This window comes from Variovorax sp. V213 (assembly GCF_041154455.1).
In the GTDB taxonomy this organism is placed as follows: Bacteria; Pseudomonadota; Gammaproteobacteria; order Burkholderiales; family Burkholderiaceae_C; genus Variovorax.
The window spans coordinates 4,718,189-4,731,900 of sequence record NZ_AP028664.1 but is presented as its reverse complement, the minus strand read 5'-3'; the positions used below and the strand labels follow the sequence as shown (position 1 = coordinate 4,731,900).

The 13,712-nt window shown below is 67.0% G+C and carries 12 protein-coding genes; 5 read left to right on the top strand and 7 right to left on the bottom strand.

From position 1 onward, the window contains the following. The first annotated feature begins 42 nt into the window (after nt 1-42). A complete protein-coding gene (gene gshA, locus ACAM55_RS22370) occupies nt 43-1,350 on the top strand; it encodes a glutamate--cysteine ligase (RefSeq protein ID WP_369653624.1) in 1,308 nt (435 codons plus the stop codon). 180 nt (nt 1,351-1,530) lie between these two features. Continuing rightward, on the top strand, nt 1,531-3,402 hold the full coding sequence (locus ACAM55_RS22365; RefSeq protein WP_369653623.1) for a potassium transporter Kup: 1,872 nt from the start codon (nt 1,531-1,533) through the stop codon (nt 3,400-3,402). A gap of 38 nt (nt 3,403-3,440) precedes the next feature. Here ACAM55_RS22365 and ACAM55_RS22360 read toward each other — a convergent pair whose 3' ends face one another. Next, a complete protein-coding gene (locus ACAM55_RS22360; RefSeq protein ID WP_369653622.1) occupies nt 3,441-4,364 on the bottom strand; it encodes a polysaccharide deacetylase family protein in 924 nt (307 codons plus the stop codon). Nucleotides 4,365-4,374: 10 nt separating this feature from the next. Further along, entirely contained in the window at nt 4,375-4,815 is a 441-nt protein-coding gene (locus ACAM55_RS22355; RefSeq protein ID WP_369653621.1) for a nuclear transport factor 2 family protein, read from the bottom strand. A gap of 116 nt (nt 4,816-4,931) precedes the next feature. On the opposite strand from ACAM55_RS22355, the gene ACAM55_RS22350 reads away from it, so the two are divergent. Continuing rightward, entirely contained in the window at nt 4,932-6,194 is a 1,263-nt protein-coding gene (locus ACAM55_RS22350; RefSeq protein ID WP_369653620.1) for a benzoate/H(+) symporter BenE family transporter, read from the top strand. Continuing rightward, nucleotides 6,191-7,144, top strand: a complete 954-nt coding sequence (gene gshB, locus ACAM55_RS22345) for a glutathione synthase (RefSeq protein WP_369653619.1) — start codon at nt 6,191-6,193, stop codon at nt 7,142-7,144. Before ACAM55_RS22350 ends, gshB begins: the two co-directional genes overlap by 4 nt. Before the next feature lie 14 nt (nt 7,145-7,158). Here the strand turns inward: gshB and ACAM55_RS22340 are convergent, their stop codons facing one another. From ACAM55_RS22340 to ACAM55_RS22330, 3 genes are all read right to left on the bottom strand, one after another. Further along, the gene (locus ACAM55_RS22340) at nt 7,159-7,926 is read right to left on the bottom strand and encodes a class II glutamine amidotransferase (protein WP_369653618.1); all 768 of its coding nucleotides are present in this window, start codon (nt 7,924-7,926) and stop codon (nt 7,159-7,161) included. A 50-nt stretch (nt 7,927-7,976) separates the two neighbouring features. Beyond that, nucleotides 7,977-9,116 (bottom strand): ABC transporter substrate-binding protein, encoded by a 1,140-nt coding sequence (locus tag ACAM55_RS22335; protein ID WP_369653617.1) that lies wholly within the window; start codon nt 9,114-9,116, stop codon nt 7,977-7,979. A gap of 81 nt (nt 9,117-9,197) precedes the next feature. Continuing rightward, a complete protein-coding gene (locus tag ACAM55_RS22330) occupies nt 9,198-10,676 on the bottom strand; it encodes a DHA2 family efflux MFS transporter permease subunit (RefSeq protein WP_369653616.1) in 1,479 nt (492 codons plus the stop codon). A 127-nt stretch (nt 10,677-10,803) separates the two neighbouring features. On the opposite strand from ACAM55_RS22330, the gene ACAM55_RS22325 reads away from it, so the two are divergent. Beyond that, nucleotides 10,804-12,198, top strand: coding sequence for a putative zinc-binding metallopeptidase (locus ACAM55_RS22325; protein ID WP_369653615.1), 1,395 nt, complete (start codon nt 10,804-10,806; stop codon nt 12,196-12,198). On the opposite strand, the gene ACAM55_RS22320 is transcribed toward ACAM55_RS22325, so the two are convergent. After that, nucleotides 12,189-12,428: a cysteine-rich CWC family protein gene (locus ACAM55_RS22320; RefSeq protein WP_369653614.1), complete on the bottom strand. Its 240-nt coding sequence runs from the start codon at nt 12,426-12,428 to the stop codon at nt 12,189-12,191. The two genes, ACAM55_RS22325 and ACAM55_RS22320, sit on opposite strands and share 10 nt — an antisense overlap. After that, nucleotides 12,428-13,684 (bottom strand): 6-phosphofructokinase, encoded by a 1,257-nt coding sequence (locus ACAM55_RS22315; protein ID WP_369653613.1) that lies wholly within the window; start codon nt 13,682-13,684, stop codon nt 12,428-12,430. The genes ACAM55_RS22320 and ACAM55_RS22315 overlap by 1 nt, the downstream gene beginning before the upstream one ends. Nucleotides 13,685-13,712: the final 28 nt, after the last annotated feature.

Here is a 13,712-nt window from a genome sequence, read left to right as displayed (position 1 = left end):
ATTCCGCTCTACCTTCAAGTACAAAACCAACAAGGCCGCCGCATGGTTCCGCATCTCGTCACCGCCCTGACCGGCCCGATCAACGAACTGGAGCAGCGGGTACTCGACTCGACGCCTGCCATCGAGCGCTGGTTTCGGCTCGAATGGATGGAGCACACGCCGCCGTTCTACAGCGCGGTCGACATCCGCAACGCCGGCTTCAAGCTGGCGCCCGTCGACACCAATCTCTTTCCCGGCGGCTGGAACAATCTCACCAAGGAGATGCTGCCGCTGGCGGTGCAGGCCGCGCAGGCCGCCATCGAAAAAATCTGTCCGGAAGCGCGCAACCTGCTCGTCATTCCGGAGAACCACTCGAAGAACACCTTCTATCTCGCCAATGTCGCGCAGCTGGTGCGCATCTTCCACATGGCGGGACTCAACGTGCGGGTGGGCTCGATCGATCCGGCGATCAAGTCGCCCAAGAAGATCGAGCTGCCCAACGGCGAAACGGTGTGCCTGGAGCCCGTGGTGCGCAGCAAGCGCCGCCTCGGGCTCAAGAATTTCGACCCCTGCACCATCCTGCTCAACAACGAGCTGTCGGCCGGCACGCCGGGCATTCTCGAAGACCTTCACGAGCAGTACCTGCTGCCGCCGCTGCATGCCGGCTGGTCGGTGCGGCGCAAGAGCAATCACCTGCACAGCTACGAAGAGCTGTCCAAGCGCTTCGGCAAGCTGCTGGGCATCGATCCCTGGTTGATCAACCCCATTTATGCGCGGGCCGAGAGCGTCGATTTCGCCGAAGGCCGCGGCATCGACGTGCTGACCAGCCACGTGGATGCGGTGCTGACCAAGGTCCGCCGCAAGTACAAGGAATACGGCATCAACGAAAAGCCTTTCGTGGTCGTCAAGGGCGATACCGGCGCCGAAGGCCCGGGCGTGATCACGATCCGAGACGCCAAGGAGGTCGAAGCCCTGGTGGGCAAGCCGCGCGGCGCCTCTTCGGCAAAGGGCGGCGCGGCCAGGGAGCAGCGCGAGCCCGGCGAGGTGATCGTGCAGGAAGGCGTCCTGACCAACGAGCGGGTGCACAACGGCGTGGCCGAACCGGTGGTCTACATGATGGACCGCTACGTGGTGGGCGGTTTCTACCGCGTGCATGCCGAGCGCAACCCCGACGAGAACCTGAAGTCTCCGGGCGCCAGCTTCGTGCCGCTGGCATTTTCCGAGAGTGCGCACTTGCCGCAGCCCGGCGCCAAGCCGGGCGCGAGCGCGCCCAACCGCTTCTACATGTATGGCGTGGTGGGCCGCCTGGCCATGGTGGCGGCGAGCTATGAGATGGAAGCAACCGATCCGGACGCCGAAATCTACGAATGATTTTCCGGGGCGGCTTGCGGCGGCGACGGTCGGCGGCAAAATAGCGGCCCCACAGCAAAGGAAACAAAAGGGCGGAAGGGATGTGCGCGGCGACTGGAGATTGATTCCACCGCTGCCGCATTCCGGTGCGCGTGACGTTCGGTTACGCGCGTGCAGCCTGCCCTTTTTCCCATCGACTTCGTGTCACCTCCCAAATCTACTTCCGCCGCCGCCTTGATCATCGGCGCCATCGGTGTCGTCTACGGCGACATCGGCACCAGCGTGCTGTATGCCGTCAAGGAAGTGTTCGGCCACGGCCACGTGCCGTTCACTGTCGAAAACGTCTACGGCATCCTTTCGATGTTCTTCTGGACGCTCACCGTCATCGTGTCGATCAAGTACGTGGTGCTGGTGCTGCGGGCCGACAATGAAGGCGAGGGCGGCCTGGTCGCCATGCTCGCGCTGGCCTCGCGGGCGGTGGCCGACAAGCCCAAGCTGCGCCATGTGCTGCTGCTGGTCGGCATCTTCGGTACTTCGCTGTTCTATGGCGATGGCGTCATCACGCCGGCGATTTCGGTGCTTTCCGCGGTCGAAGGCCTCGAAGTGATATCGCCCCATTTCAAGCACTACGTGGTGCCGGTCACGCTGGTGGTGCTGTTCTGCCTCTTCGTGGTGCAAAAGCGCGGCACCGCGGGCATCGGCAAGTTCTTCGGGCCCATCACCCTGGCGTGGTTCCTGGCGATTGCGGTGCTCGGCGTGTCGCAGATCGTCCACCACCCTGAAATCCTCAAGGCGCTGAACCCCTGGTTCGCGCTGAAGTTCATGTGGCAGAACCCGGGCACCAGCTTCATCCTGCTGGGCGCCACGGTGCTGTGCGTGACGGGTGCCGAGGCGCTGTATGCCGACCTGGGGCATTTCGGCAAGCGGCCGATCCGCGTGGCCTGGTTCACGGTCGTGATGCCGGCGCTCACGCTCAACTACTTCGGCCAGGGCGCGTTGCTGCTCGAGAACCCCGAGGCCGTGAAGAACCCCTTCTTCATGATGGCGCCCGAATGGGCGCTCGTTCCGCTGGTGCTGCTGGCCACGGCGGCCACGGTCATCGCCTCCCAGGCGCTGATCACCGGCGCCTTCAGCGTCACGCGCCAGGTCATCCAGTTGGGCTACCTGCCGCGCCTGAACATCGAGCACACCAGCGTGCGCACGGCGGGCCAGATCTACATTCCGCTGGTCAACTGGGGCCTGTTCGTGGCCATCGTGCTCGCGGTCGTCATGTTCCGCTCGTCGAGCAGCCTGGCCGCCGCGTACGGCATCGCGGTGACCACCGACATGCTCATCACCACGGTGCTGACCTTCTTCGTGATCCGCTACGCCTGGAAGCTGCCGCTGGCGCTGTGCATTGCATCGACCGCGGCCTTCTTCGTGGTCGACTTCCTGTTCTTCGCCTCGAACCTGCTCAAACTGTTCGAGGGCGGCTGGTTCCCGCTGCTGATCGGCGGCGCCGTGTTCACACTGATGATCACCTGGAAAGAAGGCCGTCGCCTGATGGGCGAGGTGCAGCGCGCCGATGCCATCGAACTGCAGGCCTTCCTCGATTCGGTGTTCGAGAACCCGCCCGCGCGCGTGGACGGCACCGCGGTGTTCCTCACCGCCGAACCGGGCGTGGTGCCCAATGCGCTGCTGCACAACCTGAAGCACAACAAGGTGCTGCACGAGCAGAACCTCTTCGTCACGGTGCGCAACCACGAAGTGCCCTGGATCCCGATGAACAAGCGCATCGAGATCGAGGCGCTCGGCCACCATTGCTGGCAGGTCATGGTGCACTACGGCTTCAAGAACGACGTCGACCTGCCGCGTGCCCTCGACAACGCACGCATGCGCGGCTGCCAGCTGGAGCCGATGACGACGAGCTACTTCCTCTCGCGCGACGTCGTCATTCCCACGCTGGGCAGCGGCATGGCGCCGTGGCGCGAAAAGCTGTTCGCGCAGATGCACCACAACGCGAGCGGCGCGGCGGCATTCCTCGGGTTGCCGAACAACGCCGTGGTCGAGCTCGGGTCGAAGATCGAGATCTGAGGGTTGTGCCGCCGCCGTGTTCGGGCGTACCGCATTCCTCATGCAAAGTCGGCGGGCCGATCCGCCGCCAGCTGCTGCATGTGCGATGCGATGGCGCCCGGCGTGGTGACCCAGATGTCGCCGCGATCGCGGGCACGCGCGATGTGCGCGAGCGCCGTGCGCAGATGGCGCAGACGGTAAGGCTGGCCCACGATGTAGGGATGCAACGCGAGCCCCATCACCAGCGGCTGCGCGCGTGACTGCTCGAGCATCTCGTCGAAGTTGTCGACCACCATCGCGCTGAAGTCCTTCGCGTCCATCAAGCGGCCCACGACCATCGGAATGTCGTTGAGCTCCTGCGGATAGGGGACCGACCAGATCGAGCCGCCACCCCGTGTGCGCATGCGCACCGGCTGGTCGTCATGGCACCAGTTGAGCGTGTAGCCGTAGCCGGTTTCGGCCAGCAGGTCGGACGTGACCGCGCTTTCCGATATCCATGGCGACAACCATCCGGCAGGCACCTGGCCGCTTTCTTTCTGCATGCGTTCGCGGCAACGCAGGAGCAGCGCGCGCTCTTGCGCTTCGTCCCATGCGCCCTGGCGTTCCGCGTTGCTGTGGCCGTGGCCGATCAGTTCGTCGCCGCGTGCGACGCAGGCCTGCACCAGTTCCGGGCAATGGTCGTACAGCGCGGTGTTGATGAGCGCGCCCGTCGGCAGCGCCAGCGCATCGAACAGCTCGAGGCAGCGCCACGCGCCCACCCGGTTGCCGTATTCGCGCCAGCCGTGGTTCAGCACGTCGGGCTGGGGCGAGGCCGGGCCGATGCATGCGCCCAAGCCGTCGCCGAACGCGAAATGCTCGATGTTGAAGCCCAGGTACACAGCCAGCCGTGTGCCGTTCGGCCATGCGTAGTCGGGCCGCCGCGTGATGGGGCTGTAGTCGAAGCGGCCGTGCGTGGGCAGCAGGTCGGGCCAGCGTGCCGTCATGTGCCGTGCCTCACAGCACCGCCAGCCCGGCGCGCACCAGCAGCCATTCGGCGCTGTCGTTCCACACGTCCATCTGGGTGATGAGCCCGTGGCGCACCACGTAGCGGTCGACATAGCGGTTGCCCTCGAAGGCGGTGCCGTCGGGCCAGGCACCGTAGAGCGTGCCGAGGCTGTAGACCACTGTTTCCTCGGGCGTGCCGCCGGCCACCACCTCCGTGCGTTCGATCTTCTTCTTCACCCATGCGTAGCGCTTTGCATTGAAGACCGAGGTGTCGCCGGGCGCATGCATTTCGCGGTTCCCGGTGAAGCGGATGCGGATGCCTGGCGCAGTGAAGCGCGAGGCCGATGGCGGGTCGGGAATCATCACCAGGCGAAGGAATTCGTCGACCACTTCGGCGGGCGTGGAAGGGACCGGCAATGTGGGCGCAGCGCGCGAGGCAGGCGTATCCATGGGTTCTCCAGCATGGGGGCCACGGCAGTGCATGGCGGAAGGCATGAGGGTGCCATAGCAAATCCTGCGCCGAATGGCCGGCGCTGCGGTCCCGTCGGCCCCGGCACAATCGCCCGATGCATTTTTTCAAGGATCTGAGCCTCTCGGCCTTCACCGCAGGCTTTGTCGCGGTGCTCGTGGGCTTCACGAGCTCGGTGGCCATCGTGTTCCATGCCGCCCAGGCCTTCGGCGCCACGCCGGAAGTGGCGGCCTCGTGGATGTGGGCGCTGGGTATCGGCATGGGCCTCACCTCGGTGCTTTCTTCGCTGTGGTGGCGCAAGCCTGTGATGTTCGCCTGGAGCACTCCGGGCGCCGCGGTGCTGGGCGTTGCGGGAATGGGCTACGGCATGGGCGAGGCGGTGGGAGCCTTCATCGTCTGCGCCGCGCTGATCGTGCTGGCCGGAGCCACGGGCTGGTTCGAGCGCGTGATGAACAAGATCCCGATGGCCCTTGCTTCCGCCCTGCTGGCCGGGGTGCTCGCACGTTTCGGGCTCGAGGCGTTCATGGCCGCAAAGACGGCGCTGCCGCTGGTGCTGCTGATGCTCGGCACCTATCTGGTCGTAAAGCGGCTGCTGCCGCGCTATGCGGTGCCGCTCACCTTGCTGGCCGGCATCGTCTTCGTGGCGTCGCGCGGCGAGCTCGCCTGGTCGGCGGTGCACTTCTCGCTCACCTGGCCCGTGTTCAGCATGCCGGTGTTCAGCTGGCAGGCCATCGTCAGCCTGGCCTTGCCGCTCTTCATCGTGACCATGGCGTCGCAGAACCTGCCGGGCGTGGCCGCGATCCGCGCCGCGGGCTATGGCGACTTGCCCATCAGCAAGCTCATCACCATCAGCGGGCTTGCGACGCTGGCGCTCGCGCCTTTCGGCGCCTTTGCCTTGAACCTGAGCGCGATCACCGCCGCCATCTGCATGGGCCGCGAGGCGCATGAAGACCCGGCGCGCCGCTACACGGCGGCCGTGAGCTGCGGCGCCATCTACGTGGTGATCGGCCTGTTCGGCGCGGCCGTGACCGGGCTGCTCACGGCCTTTCCGAAGGAGCTGGTCGCCGCCATCGCCGGCCTGGCGCTGCTCGGCACCATCGGCGGCGGGTTGGCCGCGGCGCTGCGCGACGAGCCGCACCGCGAGGCCGCGATCATCACCTTCCTGGTCACGCTCTCGGGCGTGGCCATCGCGGGCATCGGCTCGGCCTTCTGGGGCGTGGTGGCCGGCGCGCTGGCACTCGCGGTGCAGCAGGTCGGGCGCACAAAGGCCTCCGCCGGCAAGGGCATCGCCGCTTCCGGCAACATCGCGCCAGACATCAACATGGCGGCCGCACCCGGCGCCGGAAAGACTCCCAGATGAAAAACATTCTCTTCGTCGCCGATCCGCTCGACCACTTCAAGATCTACAAGGACACCACGTTCTCGATGATGCGCGAGGCGCAGCGCCGCGGGCACCGCATCGCGGCCTGCCTGCCGGAAGACCTGCAGTGGGTGTCGGGCGGCGTGGTGACGGCCAATGTGCAGCAGATCACGCTCACCGGAGACAGCAAGGCCTGGTACCGCGAGGACATCCGCGAATCGAAGGCGCTGAAAGACTTCGACGCGGTGCTGATGCGCAAGGACCCGCCCTTCGACGCCGAGTACATCTACGCCACCCACCTGCTCGAACAGGCCGAGCGCGAAGGCGCGCGCGTGGTCAACAAGCCGCGCTCGCTGCGCGACCATCCCGAGAAGCTCGCAATCATGGAGTTTCCGCAGTTCACCACGCCCACGCTGGTCACGCGCAGCGCCCAGGCCGTGCGCGACTTCCACGCCGAGCACGGCGACATCATCCTGAAGCCGCTCGACGGCATGGGCGGCATGGGCATTTTCCGCGTCCGGCAGGACGGGCTGAACCTCGGCTCCATCGTCGAGACGCTCAACAAGAACGGCGCCGAAACCATCATGGTGCAGCGCTTCGTGCCCGACATCGTGCAGGGCGACAAGCGCATTTTGATCATCGCGGGCGAACCGGCGCCGTTCGTGCTGGCGCGCATTCCGCAGGGCTCCGAAGTGCGCGGCAACCTCGCCGCTGGTGGCAAGGGCGTGGCGCAGCCGCTCACCGCGCGCAACCGCGAGATCGCGGAAACCGTGGGCCGGGCCCTCGCGCCGCGCGGCCTGCTCCTGATCGGGCTCGACGTGATCGGCGACTGCGTGACCGAGATCAACGTGACCAGCCCGACCTGCTTCCAGGAGATCACCGAACAGACCGGCTTCGACGTGCCGGCGATGTTCATCGATGCGCTCGAGGCGCACCTGTCCGGGGCCTGAAACTCCGGCTCGGTTCAGAACGGCGCCAGCTGGCCGTCCACGAACACGTGCAATTCGCCGGGCGCGAAAGCGGTCCAGCTTTCGTTGGTGGTGAGCGGCGCGGTCACGACCACCGCCACGCGGTCGTTGGGCGTGGTGTGCTGGGCAAAATCGATCTCCAGGTCTTCGTCGGACAGCTGCGCCGTCACGAACGGATGGCGGCGCTCCACATACCAGAGGTGGGTCGAAGCGTGGGCCCAGAGCGCCTGGCCGTTCGACAGCATGAAGTTGAAGGTGCCGTGGCCCGCAAGCTGCGGTGCCAGTTCGCGCAGCGTGAGCGTGAGCTCCTCGATGCTGGGCACGCCCACATGCGACTTGGCCAGTTCCTGCATCAGCCAGCAGAAGGCGTGCTCGCTGTCGGTGTTGCCCACCGGGTGGAAGTTGCCGTGCAGGCGCGGACGAAAGTCCTTCAGGTCGCCGTTGTGGGCAAATACCCAGTAGCGGCCCCACAGCTCGCGCACGAAGGGGTGGCAGTTCTGCAGGTTGATGGCGCCCTGCGTCGCCTTGCGGATATGCGCAATGACGTTGCGGCTCTGGATGGGGTAGCGCCGGATCAGCTCGGCCACCGGCGACTCGCTCGCCGGCATGTGGTCGACGAAGTGGCGCAGCCCCCGGTCCTCGAAGAACGCGATGCCCCAGCCGTCGGCGTGGTGGTCGGTGCGGCCCCCACGCTGGGCGAACCCCGTAAAGCTGAAGGTCACGTCCGTGGGCGTGTTGCAGTTCATTCCAAGCAGTTGGCACATGACGCTATTAAAGCGCGTGTGCCAGCCGCCCGGCGAACCCGGCCACCCGCTCAGCGCACGAAGCGGCCTTCGGGCGTGACGCGCACCATTTCGATGAAGCGCGAGCCGGTGGTGGCGCCGGTCGAGAAATCGATGTCCATGCCGGCCAGGCGCAGCTTGAACGCGCGCAGCGTGGCATGCAGGCGGGCGCGCGTCAGGTCGCGGCCGGTGCGCTTGAGCGCCTCGATCATCACCAGGCCGTTGAGGTAGCCCTCGAAGCTGCCGTAGCCCACCGGCACCTGCGCGCGTTCGGCCAGCCGGCGATAGTCGCGTGTCACCACTTCGACCTCGCCCCAGGGATAGGGCATGACCTGCGAGATGGCCAGGCCGCTGGCCTGCAGTTGCACCACCTTGGCCGTGACCTCGCCCGGCACGATCGACATGCCATAGAACATCGGCTTGCTGCCGGACTCGTAGGTGGACTTGATCACCTCGCCTGCCACCGTGCCGGCCAGGTACATCAGCACGGCCTGGGGCCGGGCGTCCGCCAGTGCCTTGCCGGCGGCGGCCGAGGTCGAGCCGTCGCCCTTGACCGACACCGTGGCCGTGGGCGCGAGCTTGTGGGTGGCCATGGCCGCCTCGATCAGCTTGACCGCCTCGGTGCCGCCGGGGTTGTCCAGGTGGACAATCGCGAGCTTGTTCACGCCGATGGTGACCAGATGCTCGACCAGCGCCTGCGCCTCGCGTGCATTGCTGGCGCGCACGAAGTACGCCGAGCCCGCCACGCGCTCGCGGGCGCTGTCGCCCACGCCGTAGCCGCCGACGCTGGGTGCGCCGCTTTGCTGCAACAGCTTGGCCGCGGCGGCCGTGGTGCCAGAACCCACGCAGCCGAAGAATGCGAACACGCGATGGTCGTTCAGCAGCTTGCCGTAGTTTTCCAGCGCTTTCTCGGGCTTCAGTTCGTCGTCCAGCGCCACCAGCTTGATCTTGCGTCCGCCCACGCCGCCTTGTTCGTTGACGGCATCGAAGGCCAGTGCGGCGCCGTTGTGCACCACCTTGATCTGCGAACCGAGCGGTCCGCTCAGGACGGCCGAACTGCCGAGCACGATTTCGGTGTCGGTCACCCCCGCCTCGGCGGCCTGCGCGGACGAGAGACGGGCCAGGCCCGCTGCGAAAACCGCCGTCGAGGCGACAAAATTTCTGCGTTGCATCAAAGACCCATCCCCATCATTAACTAACAAATTCTCACAATTAGAAACGATGGATGCTTAGGTACTACTTGGTGGTTTCCCTTATGGCGGCGGGCGGCGCAGTTGCCACGCCGCGCAGATGGCCAGGGCGCACAGCCCGGCCAGCATGGCAAACACCTCGTCGAAGGCCGCCAGCCGCGCGGGGCTGGTTGCGGCATTGGCCAGCGAATCGCCATGCGCCGCCAGGCGCCACTCGAGCACGATGGCGCACAGGCTGACCCCGGCCGCGCCGCCCAGCATGCGCAGAAAGTTGATGGCGCTGGCGCCCTGCGGGATCAGCGGCTTGGCGAGCGGCCGCATCGAGCCGAGGTTGAGCGAAGGCAGGATGAAGCCGAGCCCGATGCGGCCGATGATGGCAAACGCCACCAGCAGCCAGAGCGCGCTGTCGAGCCGGAGCACCATCATCAGCGCGAAGGAAGTCGCCAGCAGCATCAGCCCGATGCTCACCAGCATCCACGTCGGCTGCCGGTCGGCCAAGCGGCCTACGCCGGCAATGGTCACGGCCAGCACGATGCCCGCGGGCAGCAGGATGGTGCCCACGTGCGAGGCCGACAGCTGCAGCCCGACCTGCATGTACACGGGCAGCAGGTAGGTCGAGCCGAACAGCGCCGTGCCGTAGATGAAGGCGACCACGCTGCCCATGGCGAACTGCCGGTACTGGAAGAGCCCCAGGTTCATCAGCGGTTCGCCGCCGGCGGACGCGAGCCGGCGCTGCCACCAGACGAAGCCGGCAAAAGCCAGCACCGCGCCGGCCAGCAGCAGGGCAGCCTGGATCGGTGAATCGCCACGCAGTTCGACCAGCCCGTTCAACAGGCAGAGGGTGCCCACGGTGCCCAGCGCCAGGCCGCGCCAGTCGAGCCCATTGCCGCGCGTTGCCGCCACGCCGCCGGGCGCCGTGGTGGGCACGAACTTGTAGGCCAGCCAGAGCGAGGCCAGGCAGAAGGGCACCACCATGAAGAAGATCGAGCGCCAGCCGAACAGGTCGACCAGCACGCCGCCGATGCTCGGGCCGATGGCCGGCGCCAGCACCACGCCCATGCCGAAGATGCCGCTGGCGCGCCCCTGTTCATGCGGCTCGAAGGCCCGCAGGATGATGATGGCCGGAATGGGCTGCACCACGCCCGCCGCCAGCCCTTCGGCCACGCGCGCCAGCAGCACCAGCGAGAAGTTGTTGGCCAGGCCGCCCGCAATGCCGCCCGCGAGCAGCAGCACCATGGTGCCCGCATAGGTGCGCCGGTAGCCGTAGCGCGACAGCAGCCAGGGCGTGGTCAGCATCGAGACGGTCATGGCCACCATGAAGCCCGAGCTCACCCATTGCGCCCGTTCCTGGCCGAGCGAGAAATGGTGGCTCATGCCGGGGATCGCCACGTTGACGATGGTCGAGGACATGATCGACGCCATCACCCCCACCATGACCGAAAGCAGCAGGTACCAGCGGTAGCGCGGGCCGTAGCGTTCGCGCATCGTTCCAAGGGTGGGCGGGGCCGGTAGTGCGGCTTCTGGCGGGGGAGTGGGGGTCATGAGACGGCGGCCCGGCCTGGATGCGGGTCCGTCGTCCTACAAGCATATCGGGCTTTGCGCGGCCAGGCATGCGCCCGGCCGCTCCACAATGCATCCGCTGTCCCGCCTTGCCCCTCAGAACAACGACATGAACCTTCAATCCGGCGCCCCAGCCGATGCCTCCGATCCGGTCGGGGCACCCAACCTCGCGTCCGAGCTTGCGGCGCCGACCGTCAGCCGCGCCTACCGCTGCCAGTGCGGCCGCCCGGTGTTCCTGCGCAACAGCCAATGCCTGGCCTGCCGCACGCCGCTCGGATATGTGATCGACCGGCTCGGGGTGGTGCCGCTGTCGCCGGTCCAGGGCGAGGCCGGAGCCCAGACAGAGGGCGCGGGCGAGGGGGAGAGCGAGGGCCAAGGCCAAGGCGCAGAGCCCGATACCTTCACCGTGTTCGGCAATCCGGAGGGCAAGAGGTACCGCCGCTGCGCCAACCTCCTGACCGCCGCCAGCTGCAACTGGATGGTGCCGGCGCCGCGCGAAGGCGACGACCCTTCGTTCAACACCGACGGCCTCGCGCCCGGCTTTTGCCTATCGTGCAGCGTCACCCGCACCATTCCCGATCTTTCGGTGGAAAGGAACGGCGAACTCTGGCGCAAGCTCGAGCATGCGAAACGCAGGCTCATCTCGCAGCTTCTGGCGCTCGGGCTGCCGGTGGTCAGCCGCCATGCCGATCCGGTGCACGGCCTGGCTTTCGACTTTCTCGGCAACATGCCGGGCGCCCCGCACGTGATGACGGGGCATGAACACGGCGTGATCACCCTCAACGCCGAAGAGGCCGAGGACGCGGTGCGCGAACGCATCCGGGCCGAAATGCGCGAGCCCTACCGCACGCTGCTCGGCCATTTCCGCCATGAGATCGGCCATTACTACTGGGACCTGCTGGTGCATCCCACGCCCTGGCTCGACGAGTTTCGCGCGCTCTTCGGCGACGAGCGCGCCGACTACGCCGCCGCACTGCAGACGCACTACGAACAGGGCCCCCCGCCCGACTGGTCCAACCGCTTCGTGAGCAGCTACGCGAGCATGCATCCGTGGGAAGACTGGGCCGAAACCTGGGCCCATTACCTGCACATGGCCGACACCACCGACACGGCCATGAGCTTTGGCGTGGACGCCACCAACGTGGAACTCGCGAGCGACCTGTTCACCACGGAAGACCTGTGGCGTCCGGAGCACCCCGGCGCCACCAAGTTTTTGGAGTTTCTCAACGGCTGGGTGCTGCTCACCAACGTGCTCAACGAACTCTCGCGCAGCATGGGGCAGCCCGACTACTACCCCTTCGTGCTGCCGCGCACCGCCGTGGGCAAACTCCAGTTCATCCATTGCGTGGTCACGCAGCAACGCGACACCACGCCATCGGCAGCGGCCGCGCCGGATGTGCCGCTGCCGCCGCACTCCGAGCCTCCGGCGTCCGCGCCGGCACAGTCACAAACGCAGTCACAGGTGCAGGCCCAGGGCCAGCAGCAGAGCTCCGCTCAGTCCTGAGGCGCGGCGGCGGGCGTTCCCTCGGCGCAGCGGGCGCAGATGCAGGCCTTACCGCGCGATGCTTCCGGCAGCGACGCGAGCGGCGCATTGCGGAAGTCGGTCGCCATGCACCAGCACGGCGGTTGCGGCTGGCCGGTTTCGCGCGCGACTTCCATCGCGCAGCGGTTCTCGTCGCCGCACAGCGGACAGCGCGTGGCGTCGATCGTGTCGAGGGCGGGCACCGTGCGCATCAGGCGAGCTCGAAGGCCGGAAGCTTCTTTGCCACGGCAACGTTTCGCAAGGTTGCGTACACCGGCAGTCCGTTGCGGTAGGCGGGGTAATCCTCGCCCTCGATCAGCGGAAGCAGGTAGAGCCTGCACTTGTCGGTGATGCCGTAGCCGTCGTCCGAGATGAAGTCGCGCGGCATCGGCTTCTCGACGTTGGCCACCGCGTCGAGCGGCGCACTGCCAATGCGGTAGGTATAGGGCGCATCGGAGGTGCGTTCGATGGTCGGCATCACCGCGTTGCGGCCTTCGAGCGCGAGCTCGACCGCACGCTGCCCCAGCTCGTAGGCCTGCCGCACGTCGGTGGCCGAGGCAATGTGCCGAGCCGCACGCTGAAGGTAGTCGGCCACCGCCCAGTGGAACTTGTGGCCCAGTGCATCCTTGACCATCTGCGCCACCACCGGCGCCGCGCCGCCGAGCTGCGCATGGCCGAAAGCGTCGCGCGTGCCCTGTTCGGCCAGGAAGGTGCCGTCGGGGTAATGGCAGCCTTCGGACACCACCACCGAGCAGTAGCCGTGCTGCTTCACCAGCTCGTCGACCCGCGCGAGAAAGCGGGCCTTGTCGAATTCGATCTCGGGAAACAGCACCACCACCGGAATGCCGTGGTCCGCCGCCAGCCCGCCCGCCGCCGCAATCCAGCCCGCATGCCGCCCCATCACCTCGAGCACGAACACCTTGGTGGAGGTGGCCGCCATCGAGCGCACGTCGAACGAGGCTTCGAGCGTGGACACCGCCACGTACTTGGCGACCGAGCCGAAGCCCGGGCAGCAATCGGTCAGCGGCAGGTCGTTGTCGATGGTCTTGGGCACGTGGATGGCCTGCAGCGGATAGCCGAGCGACTGCGACAGCTGGCTCACCTTGAAGCAGGTGTCGGCCGAATCGCCACCGCCGTTGTAGAAGAAGTAGCCGATGCCGTGCGCCTTGAACACCTCGATGAGCCGCTCGTATTCGCGCCGGTTCTTTTCGAGCGACTTGAGCTTGTAGCGGCACGAGCCGAAGGCGCCCGAAGGCGTGGAGCGCAGCGCGGCAATGGCTTCGGCCGGTTCGGCGCCGGTGTCGATCAGGTCCTCGGTCAGCGCGCCGATGATGCCGTTGCGCCCGGCGTAGAGCTGGCCGATGCGGTCCGGGTGTTTTCGTGCCGTCTCGATCACGCCGCAGGCCGACGCGTTGATGACCGAGGTGACGCCGCCCGACTGGGCGTAGAAGGCGTTGAGGATGGGCATGCGGCCATTCTCCCGCAGCCCTTCGCCG

What these genes read in the sequence shown, in the direction of transcription:
- gshA (WP_369653624.1), top strand. Translation starts at nt 43, where the DNA reads ATGGTTCCGCATCTCGTCACCGCCCTGACCGGCCCGATCAACGAACTG.
- ACAM55_RS22360 (WP_369653622.1), bottom strand. Translation starts at nt 4,364, where the DNA reads ATGACGGCACGCTGGCCCGACCTGCTGCCCACGCACGGCCGCTTCGAC.
- ACAM55_RS22355 (WP_369653621.1), bottom strand. Translation starts at nt 4,815, where the DNA reads ATGGATACGCCTGCCTCGCGCGCTGCGCCCACATTGCCGGTCCCTTCC.
- ACAM55_RS22350 (WP_369653620.1), top strand. Translation starts at nt 4,932, where the DNA reads ATGCATTTTTTCAAGGATCTGAGCCTCTCGGCCTTCACCGCAGGCTTT.
- gshB (WP_369653619.1), top strand. Translation starts at nt 6,191, where the DNA reads ATGAAAAACATTCTCTTCGTCGCCGATCCGCTCGACCACTTCAAGATC.
- ACAM55_RS22340 (WP_369653618.1), bottom strand. Translation starts at nt 7,926, where the DNA reads ATGTGCCAACTGCTTGGAATGAACTGCAACACGCCCACGGACGTGACC.
- ACAM55_RS22335 (WP_369653617.1), bottom strand. Translation starts at nt 9,116, where the DNA reads ATGCAACGCAGAAATTTTGTCGCCTCGACGGCGGTTTTCGCAGCGGGC.
- ACAM55_RS22330 (WP_369653616.1), bottom strand. Translation starts at nt 10,676, where the DNA reads ATGACCCCCACTCCCCCGCCAGAAGCCGCACTACCGGCCCCGCCCACC.
- ACAM55_RS22325 (WP_369653615.1), top strand. Translation starts at nt 10,804, where the DNA reads ATGAACCTTCAATCCGGCGCCCCAGCCGATGCCTCCGATCCGGTCGGG.
- ACAM55_RS22320 (WP_369653614.1), bottom strand. Translation starts at nt 12,428, where the DNA reads ATGCGCACGGTGCCCGCCCTCGACACGATCGACGCCACGCGCTGTCCG.
- ACAM55_RS22315 (WP_369653613.1), bottom strand. Translation starts at nt 13,684, where the DNA reads ATGCCCATCCTCAACGCCTTCTACGCCCAGTCGGGCGGCGTCACCTCG.